Genomic DNA, 22,659 nt, shown 5'->3' with positions numbered 1-22,659 from the left:
GAACACTGGCCACGCTACCTCGGCCCGCCCTACCGGGTGGCACGTGACGGGGAGATTGCATCGTCAGTTCGACATGACAGACGGCGGGCCGGCGGTTTTGGGAATATAGTTTCCCTTGCTAAAGTTGTGCACGGTGGTATCCAGAGACGGCCGGTCGGAGCTGCCCGCGTCGGGGAGAAACGCGCAACAAGGGTGACGATGACTGACTTGATGACACGGACCGACGAAACAGCTGCGGACATCAAAGACAGCGGACCGCGGCCTCGTGTCCTTGCTGTGGACCGCGACCATCCGCACTACAAGTGGGTCGCACTGTCGAACACCACGCTCGGAGTGCTGCTCGCGACCATCAACTCCTCGATCGTGTTGATCTCGCTGCCCGCGATCTTCCGCGGCATCGGGCTGAACCCACTGGCCGCCGGGAACGTGAGCTATCTGCTGTGGATGCTCATGGGTTACCTGCTGGCCTCGGCCGTTCTGGTGGTGCTGTTCGGCCGTCTCGGCGATATGTACGGACGAGTCCGGATCTACAACATGGGATTCGTGGTGTTCACCGTCGCCGCGGTGGTGCTCTCCTTCGACCCGTTCCACTACGGCGGTGGCGCGGTGTGGCTCATCGCGTGGCGGGTGGTGCAGGGGATAGGCGGCGCCATGCTGATGGCCAACTCGTCGGCCATCCTCACCGATGCCTTCCCGTCCACGCAACGTGGATTGGCGCTCGGCATCAACCAGGTGGCCGCGGTGGCCGGCTCTTTCCTGGGGCTGCTGATCGGCGGGGTGCTCTCGGAATGGGATTGGCGGGCCATCTTCTGGGTGGGCGTGCCGTTGGGGCTGCTGGGCACCGTCTGGTCGTATCGGTCGCTCATCGAGATAGACCAGCCGACACCCGGAAGGCTGGACTGGGCGGGCACCGTCACCGTGGCGCTGGGACTCACCGTGCTGCTCACGGGAATCACGTACGGCATTCAGCCCTATGGCAATTCGAGTACCGGCTGGGGTAACCCGCTGGTCTACGGATCGCTGATCGCCGGAGTCGCGCTCTTGGTGTTGTTCTGCGTGATCGAGACCCGGGTGGCCGACCCGATGCTCGATATCGGGCTGTTCAAGAACCGAGCCTTCGGTCTGGGCAACCTGGCCAATCTGTTGGCATCCGTGGGCCGCGGCGGCCTGCAGTTCATGCTCATCATCTGGCTACAGGGCATCTGGTTGCCGCTGCGCGGATACAGCTATGAGTCCACACCTTTGTGGGCGGGAATCTTCTTGCTCCCCATGACGCTTGGCTTCCTGGTTGCCGGACCGATCGCCGGGGTGCTGTCGGACCGATACGGAGCCCGGCCCTTCGCGACCGGCGGCATGGTGTTGTCGGCGGTGACCTTCCTGGCGCTCATCGCCATTCCGGTGAACTTCAACTATTGGGTTTTTGCGGCGTTGATCTTCCTCAACGGGTTGGGGTCGGCCATCTTCACCGCGCCCAATACCGCGGCCATCATGTCCAGCGTGCCGGCGCGTCAGCGCGGTGCGGCCTCGGGCGTGCGCGGCACGTTCTTCAACGCGGGCAGCTCACTGTCTATCGGAATCTTCTTCTCGCTCATGATCGTCGGGCTTTCGGCCACCATGCCCTCCGCGATGCAGTCGGGGTTGACCGCGCAAGGTGTACCGGCGGCCACCGCCGCCGAGGTGTCCACCATGCCGCCCGTGGGCAGCCTGTTCGCGGCGTTCCTCGGGTACAACCCGATCGGCGAATTGCTTGCCCCGTCAGGGGTTCTGGACCACCCGGGTGTCAATACCGCCGAACTGACCGGACAGTCGTTCTTCCCGAATCTGATCACCGAGCCGTTCCATGCCGGCCTGGTCGTGGTCTTCATCGCCGCCGCGCTGATGATGGCGGTCGCGGCGCTCGCCTCACTGGGTGCGGGCGGCAAGTACGCCCACGCTGAGGAGTGAGCTAGCTACTATCTGCCCATGGCAACATGGGGGATGAGCGGTCCGGTGGATCTGCTGCGCCGCACCGGGTCCTTGTGGTGGCGCTGCTGGCCACGGCTGATCGGCATCTGGCTGGTGGGTTGGCTCGCCAGGTACTGGTTGTTCAAGTTGGCCGTCTACGTGGGTGTGCACGTTGGCGGGTTCTGGGGCGACCTGATCATGCCGTTGGCGGTGCTGGTCAGGCTCGTCACCTATATCTCGATGTACCTGGTGATGCGTGGGGAAACGGACCTCACCCATGAGAACACCGAGGGTCAGTCGCGATATCAGGCTTTCGTGGGCATTGTGCTCAAGGCAATTCTTCCGGTGTTCGTGCTTTTCGCGGCCTGGCGGCTCATTTTGGCCGATTACGTGTTGTACCTGGGATCGTTGAATGCCGACCTCGCCTACGCCGAATACTCTGGTCTTGCCCCGGATAGGACCTTGGCGCAGTACCAGGAGTTCATGACCCCCAGCGACTGGCGGGCGTATCTAGCGATACTGGTTGCGTTCGTGGCGCGGGGTGTCCTGACCAAGTACGCGGAGAAACTCCCCGCATGGACTCAGCCGGTGGCCGTCTATCTACAGGCCCTGTGGGTGGTTTTGTTACTCAATGCGGCAACGAATCGTCTTGTGGGAAGCCCGAAATGGATATCCGAGCGAAAGATTATCGTCTGGTACACCGACCAGAAGGAGCGGCTGCTGGAACATTTTGGCTGGTTCGGCGAGGCGTGGAACAGGGTCACCGATGCAGTGGGGCCGACCGTGTTGGCGGTGTTACTCGCGGTGACGTGGATTGCCATCGTGGGAACCGTCTATGCGGTTCGGCCTGACACCACCTGGGCCGGCGTGGGACGGGCGGCGTTCGGGGAACTTCAAGGCTCGCGTGTCACCGATATAGCGAGCCGGACGGGCCTCGAGGCGAAGGCCCGTTGGCAGCGGCTGCCGATCATCGTGCAGACGCGTGCGTCCGAAATCTTCCGAAGCTTGCTGGGCATAGCCGATCAACTGCGAGACACCCTCCGGCTTACATTGCATTCCGGACCAGTGACGTTCTGTTTCTTTGTCTTTGCGTTCATGGGCACCGTGGTCCTGGATCCCAATGGCGCCTACTTCAACGTCTACGTGACCGATGGATACATGTGGCGTGCAGTGGCCATGCTGTTAGGTCCGCATGAGTGGATGTGGTGGGCGTCCTATCGCGAGGCCCTCAGGGTGGCCATCGGCGCGTTGATAGATCCGCTCCGGGCGTGCCTTGTGGTGGCGATGTATTGGCATTGTGTGGAAAGAGCTTCGCGGCCGTTGGTCACGACGGAGGCATGAACCGCACGAAGCGGTATTTCTTGGCGCTGCCTTTTTCGGGTGCGAACTCGACGTCCACCGCGGTGATGTCAGCGTCCGCTGGCACCACCATGATGGCGGCAAATGCGCCGGCTGTGTTGCAGGTGTCGTAGCCCTGTTTCCGTGTCCATGCCGACACCGATCCCGGCAATAGCCCTATTTGCCCGTACCAGTGGCGATAGCTCTGGTCGACAAATGTGGCGCGACACATCGCCCACCCCTTATCGAGAGCGGCTGGTTTTCCGTCCCTGGATCGGTCGAATGCGAACGCCACAAGACGGGTTCCGGATGGCTGCGGGTCGTCGTATTTGGAGTACGTGGGGTTGGGCATGTCCAGAGCCCGCATCCGCCACAGCACGCCATCGATCTTGACCGTGGCACCAGCTGGCACGGTAGCGGCCGGTACATCGGCACCGAGGTTCTCTTTCCATGACGGGTAACCCACCGTGACGCCGAAAGTGAGCACCCCGACGATCATCAGGATTACTCCGATGATGTTGCGCCGCAGCCAGTTACTCATGGAACAACCCTCTCGTTCACGAGTGTTATCAGCGGCTGCTCGTGAATCATCTCTGGCGGAATGGCGATCAGGAGTTGTGAGTCCACCCAGCCTTGCATCATGCGAAATTCATTATCCGGAAAGATGATTGCGAGAAGATTGAGTGACTTGGGAGGCGCGGGGACGTCGAACACCCATGTCTTCCGTACGCTGACACCCGGTTGGCCGAAGGCCTTGGTGGCGGCGAAGTTCTCCCGGTCGATGTTGAGGTGGTCGGCCTCGAGCTGCAAATCGATCCTGTCGGGCATGCGGACGGTCTCATAGGAGAGATCGATCGCGATGTAGCGGCCTTTGGTCTGGTAGGTGTCGATGCTGGAGTCGCTCACCGAAGACTTCGCGCGAACTTCGGGCGCCGAGAACACCCGATGGACGGTCACCGACAGATTGCGGCCGGCAGTCGGCGCTGGCGCAGTGCCGTGGACCAGGAGGGGTGCATATGAATCGGTGCGCTTCGGCACGTTCATATACAGGTAGGCCGAACCCGTGAGCAGCAGGGCGCAAGCAATCACCTGGACGGCAACAGCGGCCCGATTTCGCCACATCACTCGCACCTGCCGATGGTGGTGCGAAGCTCCCCGTAACGGCCGGTGGCACCCCAGGTGGTGACGGTGTTGGCAACCCCGGCAGCCCGTTGGAAGTCGGACATCTTGATGGTGACGTCATCTCCGGGCCGTGCTCTCCCGAACGGGAATGACCAGACGATGATCACGTCCTGGACCTTTCCTGGCTGGAGCACCGACACCAGGCCGTACGGCCCATAGGCACCCTCATCTCGAACATCGTCCCCCGCGAGACTGAATACGGCGTTGTTGCTCGGTTTGAGGTCGTGCAGCACCACCCCGGACGAGTCGGCGGTGTTCTCCACGGTCGCGAACAGGGCCACGAGCTGACGCTCTTTGGCGGCCTTTTGCAACAACAACTGGTTTCGGGTGGGCAGACGTGATGGGTCACAGACCTGGGTGACACGATGCGGCGTGATCGTGTAGACGCCGTTGGAGTAGCTCGACCCCAGTGCCACCGGCGTCATCGGCTCAGCCGTTTCCAACCCGCCGAAAGCGGCCGTCGTCGCCAACACCGCGACGATCGCGACCTGATGCAGCCGCTTCAGGGAATAGCGGTCCAAGAACCTGCGATTTTCTGGCTCGTTAGGTTCGCTGACAGGATCGGCCCCACCCATGCGCAGAAGCATACGGCGAGACGGTTGTTCGCAGCTGGTTTCTGTTAGCCGAGTCGGTTCCGCTGATCCTGGACCCGCTGGCCGATCACCGACACTGCTCCCTGCACCCACGCGACGTACCGCCCCTGCTGGAATAGGCATGTCAAGAGCGGGTCGTCATCCGTCCCCGATGTGTACTGACGGCATTCCGCGTTCGGCACGGTGGACGGCGCGTTCAGCGGCCCGTAGTCCTTCCTGGCCATTAACTCTGACCACAGTGCATCCAGTAGACGTTGGGCGCCGGTCTCATCTCCGGCGCGTGTCACTCGACTGCTGTCTTCGACGATGAACCTCTCTACGCCGGTCTCGCGATAAGTCTCAAGCCACGCCGGGATGTCGGTGTGAAACAGCGCCGCACCGTGCGCGTCGAAGACGGCGCCGGATCCACTTGGGCTGAATGAGGTCTTGTCGGTGACGAGCTTGAGTAGCGATCCATCGGGGTCGAAAGGTGATGTGAGGGTACTCAATTGGTCAATCGGAGTGGGCGTGAAGTGTTCCAGCTCCTGGAGTTGCCGGGTGAGGTAGCGGGCCAGGATTTCGGCGCCCTCGGCGTCGGGTTGCTGGCTGACGTCCACCCGCACCACGAGTGGGCCGCGTTGCAGATAGGCCACGGCCTCCGCGTAGACAGCCTGGCCGTAGTTCTTGTGTGTGGCATACGCCTTGGCTTCCGGAAAGCCCGGAATCTCCAGGGTTTCTACGCGTTTGGTGTCTCCAGGGTCCTTTTGGTTGCGAAGGCTGAACAGGGCCTCCGCTGCGGCTGCCGCGGAGGGGTCGTCTTTGAAGACTCGGACGGTAGCTCCTAGCAGCGCGGTGGCATCGTTGTTCGGAGTGGCCGGCTCGCGCGAGATGCTCACCCCGGTCACGTATCCGTAGTCGAGCAGTTCCTCGGCCTTGTCCCGCCGATAGAGCAGAGTCGGCCAACCCGGGCCGTTGAACCGGCTGTCGACGATCGTCGGCGCCACAATCGAGCTGGAGAGCCGGATTGCTTCGTAAAAAAGTGGCCGCAGCTTGACGTCTCCGATGTTGCCGGTCGGAGGCGGCAGTGGAACCGTGGGCCGCGCTTTTGTCGTCGTGGTGGTGGTCGACGGCGTCGGCCCCATCGGTGTTTCCCCGTTGGTCACGATCTCGATGTCGTCGGGCGGTGACGTACAGGCGGTCATGACGAGCGTCAGAGCGATCGCCAATGCGTGGAACCGGCGCATCATGCGCTACCCCCCTCGATCAGTAGTTCTCTGAGGGTAGCGCGGGCGGGATTTGCCGCGTGCTGGTTCGCGTCGGTGTCAGTCCAGGTCGACGACCACGGGGGCGTGGTCGCTCGCGCCCTTACCCTTGCGCTCCTCGCGGTCGATATGGGCGTCACCCACCCGCTTGGCGAATTCCGGCGAGCCGAGCACGAAGTCGATGCGCATGCCGCGCTTCTTGGGGAAGCTCAGCTGGGTGTAATCCCAGTAGGTGTACACGCCGGGGCCGGGAGTGAATGGCCGCACCACGTCGGCGAATCCGGCGTCGTTCATCGCCGTGAACGCGGTGCGCTCGGGCTCGGAGACATGGGTGCTGCCCTGGTATGCCTCCACGCTCCAGATGTCGTCGTCGGTGGGAGCGATGTTCCAGTCGCCCACCAGTGCCACCTGTGCCGAGGGATCGGCTGCGAGCCAGCCGGCAGCCTCGTCGCGCAATGCCGAGAGCCACCGCAGTTTGTACTGATAGTGCGGATCCTCCAGGGTTCGGCCGTTGGGGACGTACAGGCTCCACACCCGCACCCCATTGCAGGTGGCGCCCAGCGCGCGGGCCTCGGCGGCTTCCGCGACATCCTCACTCGACGACCATCCGGGCTGCCCCTCGAATCCGACGGTCACATCATCGAGCCCCACCCGCGAGGCGATGGCCACCCCGTTCCACTGGCTCAACCCGACATGCGCCACCTCGTACCCGGCATCGGTGAATGCCTGCATGGGGAACTGCTTGTCAGAGCACTTGGTCTCCTGCATGGCAAGCACGTCGGTGCCGGAGCGCTCCAGCCAGGAGATCACCCGGTCGGCACGGGCACGGATCGAGTTCACATTCCAGGTGGCCAATCGCATGACGTCACCCTACTTTTCATGCCCGACAGCGTTGATGTGCGCATACCGATAGCGGTGTTGCTCGGCGAAACCCAGCGTCGGATAGAGCGCCAGTGCGGCACCGTTCTCGACGCGCACCTGGACGTATGCACGGGCCGCGCCGTGTCCGGCGCCCCAGTCCAGCAGCACCTGGCATACCTGCCGCGCCAGCCCGCGCCGCCGATAGGCATCGGCCACACGCACCGCCGAGATCCCGAGCCAGCCCGCGGTGACGGCGCCCCGCGCGATGGCCGCGACGGTTCCGTCGAGGGAGACCGAAGCGAATCCCAGCGCGCCGTCCACCACCGCCGTGAGCACCGGCACCACCAGGGGATGGTGATCCCCATGCAGGGCAAGCCAATCCGTCGAGGGCGTGGCGGGCAACGACGCGGATGGTGCGGGGGCCAGATCCCGCACCATCATCACGGTCTCGTCACTCGTGGCCAATTCGTCGGGTGGGTGCACCAGGCGATCGGGCAGGCACACCAAGGCGGGCAGCCGTCGCTCTGCATACCACCGTATTATCTCGCCGAGTGAGCCCGGTGATGCCGAATGCTCCAGTGGTACAGCTGAATTGCCCCTATGCGTGTGTCCGCCCGCGGCCCGGACGAACCATCCGTCCACCCATGCGTGTTCGATACCCGGCCACGCGAAAGCCGCGGCCCGTTGCGCCGATCGGATGTCCCGATTGAGCACGGGAACCGGCGGTAACGCCCGCACCGAGACGATCTCGTCGGCTGGAATATCCACCACCGCACCGGATTTGTGTAGTACCTGCACTACCGGCCCCGTCGCCAACAGCTCGCCGACGGTGTCGGTGAAGGGGGGTACCGAACCGGCAGGCCGTCGGCTGCGGATGGCGACCCGCGTCCCGATGTCAGGAAGGGGCACAGCGCACTGCCGTTCTCAGTGCCCGAACGGATCGGCGACTTGCCCTGGTGTCCAACTCAATCCGGGCACGCCCCAGCCGTTGGATTTGACGGCACGCTTGGCGGCGCGGGCATTGCGCCCGATCAGGGTGTCTATATAGAGGAATCCGTCGAGGTGCCCGGTCTCGTGCTGCAGCATGCGCGCGAACAGGTCGTGGCCCTCGAGGGTGATCTCTTTACCGTCGGCGTCCAGACCGGTGACGCGTGCCCAGTCCGCACGTCCGGTGGGGAAGGACTCGCCGGGTACCGAGAGGCACCCCTCCTCGTCGTCATCCGGGTCGGGCATCGTCTCGGGGATCGCGGAGGTTTCCAGGACCGGGTTGATCACCACACCACGATGGCGGGTCCCGCCGCCGCGGGTGTCGGCGCAGTCGTAGACGAACAGACGCAGCGGCACGCCGATCTGGTTGGCGGCGAGCCCTACGCCGTTGGCGGCGTCCATGGTCTCGTACATGTTCGCGATCAGCTCGGGCAGATCGGCGGGCAGCGAACCGTCGGGACCGATCGGAACGGGCTCGGTGGGCGTATGCAACACCGGGTCGCCGACAATGCGGATGGGAACAATAGCCATCCGTAAAACCTAATGGAGGCAAGCTATCGGCTCGGTATTGAGGGCCGACGCGCGGGGTTGGCTAGCCGCTGCGGCGGTTTGAGCGTGGTTAAATATCGCCGAACCACAGTGTTGTAGTTATCGCGATCGATCAACAGATAAGAATGCCCCGGTTGGGTCTAGGAGCTTTTATGGACGGCGCCCAGGCGCGAGCTGAGCAGTCAAAGGCTGCGAACGCTGGTGAGGATTCGCCTGCCGTCGGCTCGGACGGAGTCGAGATCGCCGCTGGCCTGAGCCGGCGCGAGCACGACATCCTGGCCTTCGAACGGCAGTGGTGGAAGTACGCGGGCTCCAAGGAAGACGCCATCAAGGAACTCTTCGGCATGTCGGCCACCCGCTATTACCAGGTGCTGAATGCCCTGGTGGATCGTCACGAGGCCCTGGCCGCGGACCCGATGCTCGTCAAGAGGCTGCGCAGACTGCGCGCCAGCCGTCAGAAGGCTCGGGCGGCACGCCGCCTGGGGTTTGAGGTCACGTAGCGATCTCGGCACAGCCAGCTGAATAGGTGTTGGCGCCGACGGACCGTACAGTGGATTCACGATGAACGAACGCGTACCCGATTCTCATGGCCTCCCGCTGCGCGCCATGGTGATGGTGCTGCTGTTTCTCGGAGTGATCTTCCTGCTCGTCGGGTTCAACGCCCTGGGGTCCGACAAGTCTGCGTCATCCGACTCGACGTCCACATCGGTCAGCGCCGCCGCAGCCCCCAAGTCGACGACCCCGCCTCCGGCTCCCAAGCCCGAGGTGCGCGTCTACAACACCACCTCGGTGCCCGATCTCGCCCGCGGTGCCGCCGACCAGGTCGCGGCCGCAGGATGGAAGGTCGCCGAGGTAGGCAACCTGCCCATGCCCGATGTGAATGTGACGACCGTCTTCTTCGGCAAGACCGCCGGAGAAGAGGAAGCCGCCCACGAAATCGCCAAGGTGCTCGGCGTTCAGGCCGCGCCACGTGCACCCGAGCTCGTCGAACAGCCTCCGGGTGTCGTCGTCGCCGTCGCCATCTGATCGATCTGACGGATCGGCACTGCGGGTGCTACGCGCTGTAGGAGAGATGGCATGATGAGGCCCATGGTTAAGCCCGCCGTTCTCGCCACCGGAACCCTTGCTGCCGTTGCCTTGTCCCTGAGCGGATGCTCGCCGGATCAGCCCGCCAGCACCACGCCGGGCACCACGCCGCCGGTGTGGACTGGTTCCACCGCGCCGTCGACGGCGGGCGAACATGGCGGCCACGGCGGCGGCGAGCAGCCGATCCCGTCCGGCGAGAAACTCAACGCCACGCTCAAGCTGGCCGACGGCACCCCGGTGGCCAAGGCCGAGTTCGTGTTCCAGGACGGCTTCGCCACCATCACCGTGAAGACCACCGAGAACGGCAAGCTCACTCCCGGATTCCACGGGCTGCACATCCACTCCTTCAAGAAGTGCGAACCCAACTCCACCGCGCCGACCGGTGGCACCCCGGGCGATTTCCTGTCCGCGGGCGGGCACTTCAACGTTCCCGGGTACACCGGGCATCCCTCCAGCGGAGACCTGGTGTCGCTGAACATCCTCAAGGATGGCTCTGGCGAGCTGGTTACCACCGCGGACTCGTTCACCAAGGATGATCTGACAGCCGGCAACGGCACCGCCATCATCATCCACGAAAAGGCGGACAACTTCGCCAACGTTCCGCCGGAGCGGTACACCCAGGCCAACGGCACCGCGGGTCCCGACGACACCACCAAGGCGACGGGCGACGCGGGCAAGCGCGTGGCCTGCGGTCTCATCGACGCGGGCTAGCCGCCAGAGTGGCCCGTCCGATTGAATTTCGCGGGTCACCGCGACCCACGCTGGGGGTTGAGTGGGAATTCGCGCTCGTCGACGCCCAAACCCGGGATCTCACCAATGAGGCCTCCGCGGTGCTGGCGGCCATCGGCGAGACCCCGCACGTGCACAAAGAGCTGCTGCGTAACACCATCGAGGTGGTGACCGGCATCTGCGGGACGGTTCCCGAGGCGATGCAAGATCTCCAGGCGACGTTGGCCACCGTGCGGCCGACCGTGCAATCGATGGGCATGGAGCTGTTTTGTGCCGGTACGCATCCCTTCGCCCGCTGGTCGGCCCAACAGCTCACCGATGCGCCGCGTTACGACGAGCTGATCGCCCGCACCCAGTGGTGGGGACGGCAGATGCTGATCTGGGGCGTGCACGTGCACGTCGGTATCTCCTCCAAGCACAAGGTGATGCCGATCGTCACATCGATGCTCAACTATTACCCGCACCTGTTGGCGCTGTCTGCCTCCTCACCGATGTGGGAGGGACAGGACACCGGATACGCCAGTAACCGGGCCATGATGTTTCAGCAGCTGCCCACCGCGGGGCTGCCCTTTCACTTTCAAACCTGGGAGCAGTTCGAGGGCTTCGTCGACGATCAGATGAAGACCGGAATCATCGATCAGCTCAACGAGATCCGTTGGGATATCAGGCCTTCACCGGCACTGGGCACGGTCGAGGTGCGGATCTTCGACGGGATATCCAATGTCGCCGAACTAGAGGCGCTGGTAGCGCTCACCCACTGCCTGGTGGTGGATCTGGATCGCAAGCTGGAGGCGGGGGAGTCACTGCCCACCATGCCGCCCTGGCATGTGCAGGAAAACAAGTGGCGCAGTGCGCGTTACGGTCTCGATGCCGTCATCATTCTGGACGAGGACAGCAACGAGCGTTTGGTGACCGAGGACCTCGACGATCTACTGACCCGGCTGCAGCCCATCGCACGGCTGCTGGAATGCGAGAGGGAGCTGGCCGCGGTGGAGCAGATCTACCGGCACGGCGGGTCTTACCAGCGTCAGCGGCGCGTGGCAGAAGAGCACGACGGCGATCTGGGTGCGGTCGTGGACTCGGTGGTCAACGAATTGGAGCCCGTGCGTTAGACCGCTAGCCAGTAATCCAGGATCGCCGCGGCCTGCTGTTCCGGGTTTCCTTCTTCGGGGCGCAGTACCAGCTCGGCCTTTTCGGGTGCCTCATACGGTGCGTTGACCCCGGTGAAGTCACTGATCTCACCGGCACGGGCCTTGGCGTACATGCCTTTCGGATCGCGCTGCTCGCAGACCTCGACCGGGGTGTCGACGAACACCTCGACGAACGGGAGCCCGGCCTTTTCATGCTGGGCACGGATCTTGTCTCGATCGGCGCGATATGGGCTGATGAGCGCGGCTACCGCGACAACGCCTGAGTCGGAAAGGATCTGGGCGACGGCACCGACACGGCGCACGTTCTCCGCTCGGTCGGCCGCCGAAAAGCCGAGGTCGGCATTGAGGCCGTGGCGCAGATTGTCGCCGTCCAGTCGGTAGGCGGGGATCCCCATCGCCACTAGTCGGCGCTCCAATTCGACAGCCACCGTGGACTTTCCGGAGGCAGAGAGCCCAGTGATCCAGATCGTTCCGCCCTTGGTGGAGCGCTCGTCGCGAGAAACCGCCGACGAGTGCCAGACCACCTTGGATTGGTGCAGCGTCGGACCGGAAATCATGCCCGCCGCGACGGTGTTGTTGGTGGCCTCGTCGACCAGGATGAAGCTGCCCGTGGTCCGGTTGCGTCGGTAGGGATCGAACATGATCGGACGCTGCAGTCGCAGCTGTACGCGCCCGATCTCGTTGAGCTTGAGTTCCTTTGCCTCCTGATCGCGGTGCAGGCTGTTCACATCCAGGCGGTAGTCGAGCCCGGCGATGGCCGCCTTCACCGTCGAGTTCGCGTGCTGCATCACGAACCGTGACCCCTCGGAGAGGGTGGACACGTCGGTGAACCAGCACACCATGGCATCTATCTGCGCACCGACCAGCGGCCGGTTGTTCGGGCGGCACAACATGTCACCGCGGCCCAGATCCAGCTGGTCGGCCAGTTGCACGCTCACCGCACTCCCGGCGAAGGCTTCGTCCACAACGGAACCACCCGGGCCCCAGATCGCGGAGACCGTTGAGGTGAAACCAGACGGCAGCGCGACGATCTCGTCACCGGGTTTGAACACGCCACTGGCGACGGTTCCGGCGACCGCACGGAAATCGTGCAGATCCGTGATCTGCTCGGCGCCGGGGGCCGCCGCACCGCCCTGTGGGCGAATGACGTATTGGATGGGGAAGCGCGCGTCGATCAGGTTGCGGTCCGACGAAATGTGCACCTGCTCGATGTGGTGCAGCAGTGACGGACCCTCGTACCACGGAGTGTTGGTTGACCGGGTGACGATGTTGTCGCCGAGGAGCGCTGACACCGGAATCACGGTGAGGTCGTGCAGTTCCAGCTTGGTTGCGAACCGCCGGAACTCCTCCTTGATTTCGTCGAATCGCTGAGGTGACCAGTCGACCAGGTCCATCTTGTTGATACACAGCACCACGTGCTCGACCCCGAGCAGTGAGGTGATGAATGCGTGCCGGCGCGTCTGTTGGGTCAGGCCGTTGCGGGCATCCACAAGAATGATCGCCAGGTCTGCCGTGGAGGCGCCGGTGACCATGTTGCGGGTGTATTGCTCGTGCCCCGGTGTGTCGGCGATGATGAATTTGCGTGCGGGCGTGGAGAAGTAGCGATGCGCCACGTCGATGGTGATGCCCTGTTCGCGTTCGGCGCGCAGGCCGTCGGTCAGCAGGGCCAGGTTGGTCTGCGTTTCGCCCTTGGCCCTGCTGCTGGCTTCGACCGCGGCCAGCTGATCGGCGAAGATCGACTTCGAGTCGTAGAGCAGGCGGCCGATGAGGGTGGACTTGCCGTCGTCGACGCTACCGGCGGTGGCGATGCGGATGAGCTCCTGCGTGGGTTCGGCGGTCTCGGTGGTCGATGCGCTCATCAGAAGTAGCCCTCTTTCTTACGGTCTTCCATGCCGGCCTCGGAGATCCGGTCGTCGGCGCGGGTGGCTCCCCGCTCGGTGATGCGAGTGGCGGCAACCTCTTCCACCACCGCGCTGGGAGTCGATGCGACAGATTCGACGGCACCCGTGCAGGTGGCATCGCCGATGGTGCGGAACCGAACCGACTTCTCCACGAGTTCCTCACCCGGTAGCAGGGTGAGGAACCTGGTGTCCGCCAACAGCATTCCGTCGCGTTCCACCACATTGCGCTTGTGCGCGTAGTACAGCGTCGGTAAGGCGATGTTCTCCGATTCGATGTACTGCCAGATGTCCAACTCGGTCCAGTTGGACAGCGGGAACACGCGAATGTGCTCGCCCTTGCGGTGACGGCCGTTGTAGATGTTCCAGAGCTCGGGGCGCTGTGCGCGGGGATCCCACTGACCGAATTCATCGCGGAAGCTGAACACCCGTTCCTTGGCGCGGGCCTTCTCCTCGTCGCGGCGCGCGCCACCGAACACCGCGTCGAAACGGTGTTCGGTGATGCTGCGCAACAGGGTGGCGGTCTGCAGTCGGTTACGGGTGGCGCCGGGTCCCGTCTCCTCGACGACCGCACCCGAGTCGATGTCGTCCTGCACGCTGCCGACTTCCAGCCGCAGGTTGTAGCGAGCGACCGTCTCGTCGCGAAAGGCGATGACCTCGTCGAAGTTGTGTCCGGTGTCGATGTGCATGACGGGGAAGGGCAGCGGCGATGGCCAGAACGCCTTGGCCGCGACGTGCAGCATGACCACGGAGTCCTTGCCGCCGGAGAACAGCAGCACCGGCCTTTCGAAGGTTGCCGCCACCTCTCGGAATATGTAAACCGCCTCGGCTTCCAGGGCGTTCAAGTGCGATAACTCGTATGACTCGGCTGGTGATGAGCCGCTTGGGCGAAGAACATCGGGCGATGTCGGCATGTCCACAACTCCATTCGTTCCAAATATGTACCGTATCGGTTCGTATTCGGTCCAGCCCAGAGTAGAACGTGTTCTCATGGGGTGTCAACGGGCTGCCTCGCGGTACGAGCACACGAAAACGCCGAGTGTGTGTCAGTGGCACGCACTCGGCGGAGAGCGGGAAAGGCTAGGCGGGCTTGATACCGCCGATGTGTTCGGTGATTCCGTCCGCGCAGCGCACGAGGGCTTTGGCGCGGGTGGTGATCTCCGCGTCGGTGAGATCGTCGGCGATGTAGAGGCTCGCGACCATGGCCTGCTTACCGTTGTGGTCGTAGACGGGGGCCGACATGACGTTCACCCGGTGACGCACTTTCGCGCCGGAGCCGACGGTGTAGTTCTCGCTGCGCAGGTAAACGCGCTCGCCGATTCCCGACACGATCTCGCCGAGGAGTGCGCGCAGTTCGTTGGGGATGTCGCCCGGTACGCCGGCCATCAACGAGTACAACTGCCGGCCCGCGGGGGTCAGTAGTTCGACGAGGTAGCCGTCGGCGCGGCATTCCTCGATCACCTTGCGCAGGCGGTCATCGGCGGTGCGGCCGGGGGCCGTCGGGTCCTTGGCCAGCCAGGCGGCAATGGTCTCGTCGGTGTCCCAGAGCACGAACATCAGGCCCACCGGCGGAGTGAACGGGTAGCTCTGCCCGACTTCGACCCGCACCGGGTGGTCGGGATCGCTCACCACCTCCAACACGGTCACCCGATCGCTGACCACTGCGGATAGCGCCGCGCTGTGTCCGAATTCGCGGGTGAGCGTCAACAATTGATCGCGGCTCGCGGGCTTGGCGCGCAGCGATTCCTGGGCGGCCCTACCGATGCGGATGAGTGCCGGGCCCAGGCTGTACGTCTTGTCGCGGTCATCGCGGATCAAAAACCCCGACTCGGCCAGGGTCGTCACGATGCCCAAGCAGGTGGGCTTGCTCAGGCCGAGGCGGCGTGCCAACTCGGAGAGTCCGAAGCGCTCGGTGCGGTGGCGCGCCAGGAAATCGAGCACGGCCATGACTCGTTCGGTGGGCGGCGACGTCCTGCCTGCCCCGTTGTCCCGATCTTCGACCACCACCGAAACCTCCTGTGCCCCTGTGCAGCTCCCGGCATTCTTGACGTACCTGGCAAGGCGCTCTAATGTCTGGAGAGATTCTACCACTGCGGTACAAATCTGTACCAGTCAGGAGCGCCATGTACAGCCAGGCATTCACCGCCGCCATCGCGGAAGCCGAGGAGCTGATCGTCGCCGCGCCTCACATAGAAACAGAGGCCGACCTCCTCGAGGGGCTTCAGTATCTGGCGCAGGGCATTGCGGCCTGTACCCACATGGCATTTCACACCGACCGCGATCATCCTTTCCTGCTCTCGGGCACCGGGCCGTTCACGAAGATGGGACTGGACAACCCCGACACCCTCTACTTCGGCGCACGCGTCAACGGCGAGTACGAGTACGTTGTCACCGGAAAGCGCGGCACCACTGCTGATTTGAGCTTTCAGGTGCTCGGCGGCGGTGACTACACCGACAAGAACGTCCCGGGCAGCGCCATCGCCTTCGACGACCGCGAGATCCACATCGAGAGCGATGGCAGCTTCGAGGTTCGCTTCGGCCCCGGATCTGCCAGTGAATCGCGACCCAATTACTTCACCTTGGCGCCGGGGCCGGCGCAGCTGGTCATGCGCGAGGTGTACAGCGACTGGCGCGAGCAGCGGGGCAGTCTCGCCATCGCGCGGGCCGACACCGCCGGCACCGCGCCTCCTCCGTTGACCCGGGAACAGATCGAAAAGCGTTACGCCAGTGCGGGTAGACAGCTGGTGAACCGCGTCAAGACGTGGCTGCAATTCCCCAAATGGTTCTACGACAACCTGCCTGTCAACACCATGACGGAGCCGCGACTCACGCCCGGCGGTCTGGCCACGCAGTTCTCCTCGGTGGGGCACTATGACCTGGCCGACGACCAGGCGATGATCATCACCGTCCCCAAATCGGATGCGCCGTACCAGGGTTTCCAGCTGGGGAGCCTCTGGTACATCTCGCTCGACTACATCAACCACCAAACCTCGCTCAACGCAAGCCAGGCTCAGGTCGACCCGGACGGAAACATCCGGATGGTGGTGAGCAACGCCAATCCCGGTGTCGCCAACTGGATTGAAACGCTGGGCCACCGGCGGGCATACCTTCAGTTCCGCTGGCAGCGGGCCGACCGGCAGCTCACCGCGGCCGACGGCCCGACGGTCGAGGTGGTCGCTATCGGTGACGTGCCCACCAGACTGCCGTACTACCAGCAGAACCAGATCGGCGCGGAGGGCTGGCGCAGTCGTATCGCGGAGCGTCAGCGGGCCATCGGCGCAAGGATGTTGGGCTGATGAGTCTCCTGAATTTCGAGGGCAAGGTTGTCGTCGTATCCGGCATCGGTCCGGGCCTGGGTGCCGCGCTGGCAACCAAGTTCGCGGAGGCCGGTGCGGATGTCGTTCTCGCGGCGCGTACCCAGTCGCGCCTGGATGACGTGGCCGAGCAGATCACCGCCTCCGGACGCAAGGCGCTGGCGGTGGCCACGGATATCACCGATGAAGACAGCGTCGCCAATCTTGTCGAGCGCGCGACCGAAACCTTCGGCAGTATCGACGTTCTGGTCAACAACGCGTTCAGCATTCCTTCGATGAAGTCCCTGGAGAAGACGGACTATCAGCACATTCGCGATAGCGTCGAGCTCACCGTGGTGGGCACGCTGCGGCTGACCCAGCAGTTGGCCGCATCCCTTGCCCAAGCGAAGGGCTCGGTGGTCAACATCAATTCGATGGTCATCCGGCACTCGCAGGTTCGCTATGGCAGTTACAAGATCGCCAAGGCGGCACTGCTGGCCATGTCCCAGTCGTTGGCCACCGAGCTGGGGCCACAGGGGGTCCGCGTGAATTCTGTTGTGCCCGGATACATGTGGGGTGAGAACCTCAAGGGCTACTTCGAACACCAGGCCAAGAAATACGGCGGCACCGTCGAGCAGATCTACGAATACACGGCAGCCAATTCCGACCTGAAGCGATTGCCGACCACCGACGAGGTGGCCAACGCGGTGCTGTTTCTCGCGTCAGACCTGGCGAGCGGTATCACCGGCCAGGCCCTCGATGTCAACTGCGGCGAGTTCCACGCCTAGCCAAGGAGTTTCCCATGAGCTTTGAATCAAGCGCAGAGCGCACCAGCGTCGGCACCGTCGACGATCTGCACGAGTCGGCTACCCGGCTCATCGGACTCGACGACTTCGGGGACGGCTCCGTCGACAACTACCGCGAGGCCCTTGGCGTCCTGTTGGACTCGTACCAGGGCGAGGCCGGCCTGACCCCCCTGGGTTCCAAGATGTCTCGGGTTTTCCTGCGCGGCGCATTGGGTGCACGGCTACTCAGCGAGGCCGCTTTCAAGGCGCACCCCGACTATGCGCAGGTCGCCATCGACCGCCCGATCTTTGTCACCGGTCTGCCTCGAACCGGCACCACGGCGCTGCACCGCCTGCTCAACGCCGACCCGATGCACCAGGGGCTGGAGATGTGGCTAGCCGATTTCCCGCAGCCACGCCCGGCTCGGGACACTTGGGATAGCAATCCGGTGTATCAACAGCTGGAGGCGCAGTTCTCGAAACATCATGTGGAAAACCCGGAGTTCATGGGGTTGCACTACATGTCGGCCACTGAGGTCGAGGAATGCTGGCAGCTGTTGCGCCAGTCGGTGCACTCGGTCTCCTACGAGTGTCTTGCCCATGTGCCGTCATACGCCCAGTGGCTCTCTCGGCAGGATTGGACACCGGCGTACCGGCGCTACAAGTCAAACCTTCAGTTGATCGGACTCAACGACATCGAAAAGCGTTGGGTGCTCAAGAATCCGAGCCACCTGTTCGCGCTCGATGCGCTCATGGAGGTGTATCCGGATGCGCTGGTCATCCAGACGCACCGCCCCGCCGAAACCATCATCGCCTCGGTCTGCTCGCTCAACGAGCATGCGACAGCAGGTTGGTCGGAGACCTTTGTCGGAGCGACCCTGGGGGCCGATCAGCTGGACACCTGGGCCCGCGGCCTGGAGTCCTTCAAGTCCGCGCGTACCAAGTACGACGAGGCGCAGTTCTGCGATGTCGACTACTTCGACTTCATCTCCGACCCGATCGGCACGGTCGAGTCGATCTACCGGCACTTCGGGCTGGAACTGTCGGCGTCTGCTCTGGTCGAGATGCAGAAGATGAACGACGAAAGCCAAAGGGGTCCGCGTGCACCGAAGCACGTCTATTCCTTGGCCGATTACGGGCTGAGCAAGGAAGCGGTGATGGAGCGCTTCGCAGGGCTGTGACCCGGGTAGCCGTGATAGGGGCGGGTGCGGCCGGAACAATGGCAGCACTGCACCTATTGCGGCACAACGATTCGCGTGCCTTGCACGTGACGGTGATCGATCCCGACGCACGCACCGGATCTGGAGTTCCGTACCGTACACCCGATCCATGGCACCTCCTCAATGTTCCTGCGGGAAAGCTCAGCGTCAGCGCCGTCGCGCCGCTGGATTTCGTGACCTGGCTGCACGATAACGGCCTGCCGGGTGTGAGCGCCGAGGATTTCGTTCCGCGGGCGCTGTTCGGGGAATACCTGTCCGATGCATTCGAGGACGCGCGTGGCGATCGCGTGACCCGTATTCATTCTCGGGCCGTCGGGCTGAGGCGGCAGGGCGACGAGCTCTCGGTCGCGTTGTGCGATGGGGATGGTGTGCGTGCGGACACCGCGATCTTGGCTACGGGTCCCAGCGGTCCCGGAACATCATGGGCACCAGGTTGGTTGCGTGACGGCACGCTTTTCGTCGGTGACCCCTGGCGTGTCGGCGCACTCGACGGTCTTCCCGGCGAGGGCGATCTGCTCTTGGTCGGAACCGGACTCACCATGGTCGATGTGGCATGCACGTTGGCCCGGCCACATCGGGTCATCCATGCCATATCGCGAAGTGGACTGCTGCCCAAGGTGCATCGACCGCAGCCGTTGCCGCCGGTTGACGCTCCGGACTTCGTCCCCGAACACGGTCAGGTACTGCAGCGCTCCGTGGGGTACATCCGTGAGGTGATCGCCACGGGTGGCGACATATGTGCGGCCGTGGACGCACTGCGCCCTCGTGCCGCCGAGCTCTGGGCCGCCATGACCGCCGACGAACACCGGCAGTTCCTGCGGAAGTACCACAGGCTGTGGGACATTCATCGACATCGGATGGCTCCGCAGACGGCCGCTCGGATAGACGGCTACCTAGCCGAAGGTGAGCTGAGAATTCATCGTGCGGAGCTGACGGGTGCCGAGGCCACGGACGCTGGGTCTCGGGTCACGCTTTCCACGAGTGAGGTCTTGGATGTGAGTGCGGTGATCAACTGCACAGGCCCGCGATACGACGTCACCTCCGGCGCCGATCCGTTGTGGAGCCAGTTGCTTGCCGATGGTCTGGCGCGGCCCGGACCGCTGAACCTCGGGCTGGACACGGACACCGACGGAAGACTGCTGCCCGGGAATGCGCCGATATGGACACTCGGCCCTCTCCGGCGTGGGAACATCTGGGAGACAACAGCCTTCGCCGAAATCAGGGCACAGGCGCACGCCCTGGCGGCGCTGATAGGGTCGTAGCGTGCGTGTGCTGGTGCAGCGAGTTGCCTACGCGACCGTGACCGTCGAGGGGGAAGTGGTCGGCGCGATCCGCCCGAAAGCGGGGCAGGGCTTGCTTGCCCTGGTGGGCGTCACCCATGACGATGATGCGGCGAAGGCTGCTCAGCTCGCCGAGAAGTTGTGGCAGTTGAGGATTCTCGACGACGAGAAGTCCGCGGCGGATCTCGGGGCACCCATTCTGGTGGTCAGCCAGTTCACCTTGTACGCCAACACCAAGAAGGGGCGACGTCCGGCATGGAACGCGGCGGCGCCCGGCGAGGTCGCCGAGCCGCTCGTCGCGGCGTTCGCAGACGCCTTGCGGAACCTGGGTGCCCAGGTGGAGGCCGGGGTGTTCGGCGCTCATATGCGGGTGGAACTGGTCAACGACGGCCCGGTGACCGTGCTGCTGGAGCTTTAGCTCAGCCGTCGCCCGGAGGGGGAGCGGTGCAGATCGGGTCGAGGCAGCCCTCGGCAACAGCATGCGCGATGCTGTCGGACAGGCGCGGGCACCCGCGTATCCGCGCCGTGTTGGCGCCTTCCTCCCGCATCTGCGCGAAGAAGGCGCATCGCCCCGAGGCTGCGGTATTCCATTGCACGGCAGTGTGGTTGATGCCGAGCTTCTTCACCATGACCGAGCCGTGGCAGAACCGGCAGTCGACTTCTTGCAGGCCTGAGGTCAGATATCGCTGTTTGTCGCTCTCGGTCGCCTCGTGTAGAAGTGCGGCCTGCTCTGGGTTGTGTTCGAATGCGGGAGCCTTCGACCACTGGCCGTTCGGCCTGCCGGATCCAGCGGATCCGTGAGCTTCGTCTTCCCCGTGGGCGCCATGCAAGGCCAGCATCGACTGAGCCAGCTCCTCCACGCTCGGAGGGCTGGTATTTTTCTCAGTCAAGGAAGACCTCGCTGAAACTTCGGTCATCGCACTAGCTTTGCGTCGCCTCGGCGGGAGCTTCGGCCTCGGCTTGAGCTTCTGCGGAAGCCTTCTCCTCGGCCTGGCGTTTGAGGTTTTCGTCGACTTCGCCGTGCCAGAACTCGTTGGCTTTGGTGGTGTCGATTTCAAGTTCGAAGCGGTCGGTCATCTCGGCGGTGACATCGGCCTTGTCCACGTAGAACTGCGAGTACCAGCGGCGCATCTGGTAGACGGCGCCGTCCTCCTCGACCAGCAGCGGGTTGTCGATGCGGGTCTTGTTCTTCCAGATCTCGACGTCCTGCAGGAAGCCTTGCCCCACACCCTTGGTCATCGCGCGCGAGAGCTTGCCGGTCATCTTCTCGTCCATGCCCGCGGGCTTTTGGACGATGACGCCGTATTGCAGCACAAAGGAATTCTGATCGATCGGGTAGTGGCAGTTGATCAGGATCGACTCGGCCTTGTAGCCGCCGTAGTTGTTGTGCAGCCAGTTGATCATGAAGGAGGGCCCGAAGTAGGAGGCCTCCGAATCCAGGATCTGCTCGCCGGTGTACTGCGAGGAGCCGCCCAGCTGCACGTCGGGGCGCCCGACGGTGCGCAGGTACTGCGAGGCGATGTGGCCTTCGAAGACGTTCTTGAAGTACGTCGGGAATCCGAAGTGGATGTAGTAGAAGTGCGCCATGTCGGTGACGTTGTCCACGATTTCGCGGCAGTTGGACCCCTCGATGACGATGGTGTTCCAGTCCCAGGTGGTCCAGCCGTCGTCGGAGTACTCCGGAATCTCCGGGATCTCGACGTCGTCGGTGGGACCGTTGCCTTCGGCGTCGTGCCAGACGAACAGCAGACCGCTTTTGACGTCGGTGATCCAACTGCGAGTACGGGCCAGCTTGGGGGTCCGTTTGGCGTAGGGCACCAGCTTGCACTTGCCATCGCCGCCCCAGCGCCAATCATGGAACGGGCAGGCGACATTGTCGCCCTTGATGGAGCCCTGCGACAGATCGCCACCCATGTGGCGGCAGTAGCCGTCGAGCACCTTGATATCGCCCTGGGTATCGGCGAACACCACCAGCTTGGTGCCGAACGCGTCGATCGCATGGGGTTCACCGTCCCTGAACGACTCCGCCACGCCCAGGCAGTGCCAGCCACGGGCATAACGCGTCGGAAGCTCACCGACATCGATCTCGCGAACGCCGATTCCTGCGGTGTCTGTGCTCATGGCGGGGCTGCCTCCAGTGTTTCGATGCTGGCCGCTGTGGCGACCTTCTCCAACTAGAACATGTTACAGTTTTGGTGCCCGGGGACGCAAGAAATGTGGTCGTTACGAGCACAAACAGCACGTCGGAGGTCGACACGGGCGGTTGGCTCGAGGATGTCGGTGTTGCGCGGCCCGCCGCGTTATCGGCTACCGGATTTGCCGGTGTCAACCGTGCGGTGCGCGATATCAGTGCGCGCGCACCGGGCCCGACGCCGCTGGCCTCCGAGGACGTCCCACCCCACGAATCGGCAGCGCTGGCCGAGTTCGCCGAGCAGTTTGCCGTCGATGTGTCCGCGGCGACGGAGGGTGTCGAGCTGTATCAGTTGCTGCCCGATAGGCGGGTGAATCTGCCGGGCTAGGGT

24 protein-coding genes are annotated in these 22,659 nt (G+C 63.9%); 12 read left to right on the top strand and 12 right to left on the bottom strand.

Annotated features, from left to right (window positions below; genetic code table 11):
- Nucleotides 1-198 precede the first annotated feature (198 nt).
- Nucleotides 199-1,944, top strand: coding sequence for an MFS transporter (locus MYCSP_RS19905; protein ID WP_088414864.1), 1,746 nt, complete (start codon nt 199-201; stop codon nt 1,942-1,944).
- Between the two features lie 18 nt (nt 1,945-1,962).
- Nucleotides 1,963-3,285, top strand: coding sequence for a hypothetical protein (locus MYCSP_RS19900; RefSeq protein ID WP_088414862.1), 1,323 nt, complete (start codon nt 1,963-1,965; stop codon nt 3,283-3,285).
- Here the strand turns inward: MYCSP_RS19900 and MYCSP_RS19895 are convergent.
- The 7 genes from MYCSP_RS19895 to MYCSP_RS19865 all read right to left on the bottom strand — a co-directional run bounded on the left by MYCSP_RS19895 (nt 3,269) and on the right by MYCSP_RS19865 (nt 8,677).
- Nucleotides 3,269-3,823, bottom strand: coding sequence for a hypothetical protein (locus MYCSP_RS19895; RefSeq protein ID WP_088414860.1), 555 nt, complete (start codon nt 3,821-3,823; stop codon nt 3,269-3,271). The genes MYCSP_RS19900 and MYCSP_RS19895 overlap by 17 nt on opposite strands.
- Nucleotides 3,820-4,404 (bottom strand): hypothetical protein, encoded by a 585-nt coding sequence (locus MYCSP_RS19890; protein WP_088414858.1) that lies wholly within the window; start codon nt 4,402-4,404, stop codon nt 3,820-3,822. The genes MYCSP_RS19895 and MYCSP_RS19890 overlap by 4 nt, the downstream gene beginning before the upstream one ends.
- Entirely contained in the window at nt 4,404-5,051 is a 648-nt protein-coding gene (locus tag MYCSP_RS19885; protein ID WP_162266273.1) for a hypothetical protein, read from the bottom strand. The genes MYCSP_RS19890 and MYCSP_RS19885 overlap by 1 nt, the downstream gene beginning before the upstream one ends.
- Before the next feature lie 32 nt (nt 5,052-5,083).
- Nucleotides 5,084-6,283: a DUF7373 family lipoprotein gene (locus tag MYCSP_RS19880; RefSeq protein ID WP_235629498.1), complete on the bottom strand. Its 1,200-nt coding sequence runs from the start codon at nt 6,281-6,283 to the stop codon at nt 5,084-5,086.
- A 75-nt stretch (nt 6,284-6,358) separates the two neighbouring features.
- Nucleotides 6,359-7,159, bottom strand: coding sequence for an exodeoxyribonuclease III (locus MYCSP_RS19875; protein WP_070909074.1), 801 nt, complete (start codon nt 7,157-7,159; stop codon nt 6,359-6,361).
- A 9-nt stretch (nt 7,160-7,168) separates the two neighbouring features.
- Nucleotides 7,169-8,068 (bottom strand): N-acetylglutamate synthase, CG3035 family, encoded by a 900-nt coding sequence (locus MYCSP_RS19870; RefSeq protein WP_083019125.1) that lies wholly within the window; start codon nt 8,066-8,068, stop codon nt 7,169-7,171.
- Between the two features lie 15 nt (nt 8,069-8,083).
- A complete protein-coding gene (locus MYCSP_RS19865; protein ID WP_088414856.1) occupies nt 8,084-8,677 on the bottom strand; it encodes a peptide deformylase in 594 nt (197 codons plus the stop codon).
- Between the two features lie 170 nt (nt 8,678-8,847).
- Here MYCSP_RS19865 and MYCSP_RS19860 point away from each other — a divergent pair, with 170 nt between their 5' ends.
- From MYCSP_RS19860 to MYCSP_RS19845, 4 genes are all read left to right on the top strand, one after another.
- Nucleotides 8,848-9,195: a DUF3263 domain-containing protein gene (locus MYCSP_RS19860; RefSeq protein WP_070909966.1), complete on the top strand. Its 348-nt coding sequence runs from the start codon at nt 8,848-8,850 to the stop codon at nt 9,193-9,195.
- Nucleotides 9,196-9,256: 61 nt separating this feature from the next.
- Nucleotides 9,257-9,721 (top strand): LytR C-terminal domain-containing protein, encoded by a 465-nt coding sequence (locus tag MYCSP_RS19855; protein WP_070909077.1) that lies wholly within the window; start codon nt 9,257-9,259, stop codon nt 9,719-9,721.
- Nucleotides 9,722-9,772: 51 nt separating this feature from the next.
- On the top strand, nt 9,773-10,492 hold the full coding sequence (sodC, locus tag MYCSP_RS19850) for a superoxide dismutase[Cu-Zn] (RefSeq protein ID WP_070909078.1): 720 nt from the start codon (nt 9,773-9,775) through the stop codon (nt 10,490-10,492).
- 8 nt (nt 10,493-10,500) lie between these two features.
- Nucleotides 10,501-11,622, top strand: a complete 1,122-nt coding sequence (locus MYCSP_RS19845) for a glutamate--cysteine ligase (protein WP_070909079.1) — start codon at nt 10,501-10,503, stop codon at nt 11,620-11,622.
- Here the strand turns inward: MYCSP_RS19845 and cysC are convergent.
- The 3 genes from cysC to MYCSP_RS19830 all read right to left on the bottom strand — a co-directional run bounded on the left by cysC (nt 11,619) and on the right by MYCSP_RS19830 (nt 15,563).
- A complete protein-coding gene (gene cysC, locus MYCSP_RS19840; protein ID WP_088414854.1) occupies nt 11,619-13,520 on the bottom strand; it encodes an adenylyl-sulfate kinase in 1,902 nt (633 codons plus the stop codon). The genes MYCSP_RS19845 and cysC overlap by 4 nt on opposite strands.
- The gene (cysD, locus tag MYCSP_RS19835; protein ID WP_083019142.1) at nt 13,520-14,473 is read right to left on the bottom strand and encodes a sulfate adenylyltransferase subunit CysD; all 954 of its coding nucleotides are present in this window, start codon (nt 14,471-14,473) and stop codon (nt 13,520-13,522) included. Before cysD ends, cysC begins: the two co-directional genes overlap by 1 nt.
- Before the next feature lie 166 nt (nt 14,474-14,639).
- Nucleotides 14,640-15,563 (bottom strand): IclR family transcriptional regulator, encoded by a 924-nt coding sequence (locus MYCSP_RS19830; protein WP_070909083.1) that lies wholly within the window; start codon nt 15,561-15,563, stop codon nt 14,640-14,642.
- A gap of 119 nt (nt 15,564-15,682) precedes the next feature.
- Between MYCSP_RS19830 and MYCSP_RS19825 the strand changes: the two genes are divergently transcribed.
- Genes MYCSP_RS19825 through dtd form a run of 5 tightly spaced genes read left to right on the top strand, consistent with a single transcriptional unit; the run spans nt 15,683 to nt 20,555 of the window.
- Nucleotides 15,683-16,855, top strand: a complete 1,173-nt coding sequence (locus tag MYCSP_RS19825) for a hypothetical protein (RefSeq protein WP_088414852.1) — start codon at nt 15,683-15,685, stop codon at nt 16,853-16,855.
- The gene (locus MYCSP_RS19820) at nt 16,855-17,640 is read left to right on the top strand and encodes an SDR family oxidoreductase (RefSeq protein WP_083019111.1); all 786 of its coding nucleotides are present in this window, start codon (nt 16,855-16,857) and stop codon (nt 17,638-17,640) included. The genes MYCSP_RS19825 and MYCSP_RS19820 overlap by 1 nt, the downstream gene beginning before the upstream one ends.
- Before the next feature lie 14 nt (nt 17,641-17,654).
- Nucleotides 17,655-18,818, top strand: coding sequence for a sulfotransferase family protein (locus MYCSP_RS19815; RefSeq protein WP_083019109.1), 1,164 nt, complete (start codon nt 17,655-17,657; stop codon nt 18,816-18,818).
- Complete coding sequence (locus MYCSP_RS19810; RefSeq protein ID WP_088414850.1) at nt 18,815-20,119, top strand: FAD/NAD(P)-binding protein; 1,305 nt, start codon at nt 18,815-18,817, stop codon at nt 20,117-20,119. Before MYCSP_RS19815 ends, MYCSP_RS19810 begins: the two co-directional genes overlap by 4 nt.
- A 1-nt stretch (nt 20,120) precedes the next feature.
- Entirely contained in the window at nt 20,121-20,555 is a 435-nt protein-coding gene (dtd, locus tag MYCSP_RS19805; protein ID WP_083019105.1) for a D-aminoacyl-tRNA deacylase, read from the top strand.
- Nucleotide 20,556: 1 nt separating this feature from the next.
- On the opposite strand, the gene MYCSP_RS19800 is transcribed toward dtd, so the two are convergent.
- Both MYCSP_RS19800 and MYCSP_RS19795 read right to left on the bottom strand, forming a co-directional pair.
- Nucleotides 20,557-20,997: a hypothetical protein gene (locus MYCSP_RS19800; RefSeq protein WP_083019103.1), complete on the bottom strand. Its 441-nt coding sequence runs from the start codon at nt 20,995-20,997 to the stop codon at nt 20,557-20,559.
- Nucleotides 20,998-21,058: 61 nt separating this feature from the next.
- Entirely contained in the window at nt 21,059-22,258 is a 1,200-nt protein-coding gene (locus MYCSP_RS19795; protein ID WP_083019102.1) for a Rieske 2Fe-2S domain-containing protein, read from the bottom strand.
- 95 nt (nt 22,259-22,353) lie between these two features.
- Between MYCSP_RS19795 and MYCSP_RS19790 the strand changes: the two genes are divergently transcribed.
- A complete protein-coding gene (locus tag MYCSP_RS19790; protein WP_083019100.1) occupies nt 22,354-22,656 on the top strand; it encodes a hypothetical protein in 303 nt (100 codons plus the stop codon).
- Nucleotides 22,657-22,659 lie beyond the last annotated feature (3 nt).

This window comes from Mycobacteroides saopaulense (assembly GCF_001456355.1).
GTDB classification, from domain to species: domain Bacteria; phylum Actinomycetota; class Actinomycetes; order Mycobacteriales; family Mycobacteriaceae; genus Mycobacterium; species Mycobacterium saopaulense.
The sequence above is the reverse complement of the archived record's forward strand: the minus strand, read 5'-3'. Positions and strand labels throughout refer to the sequence as shown.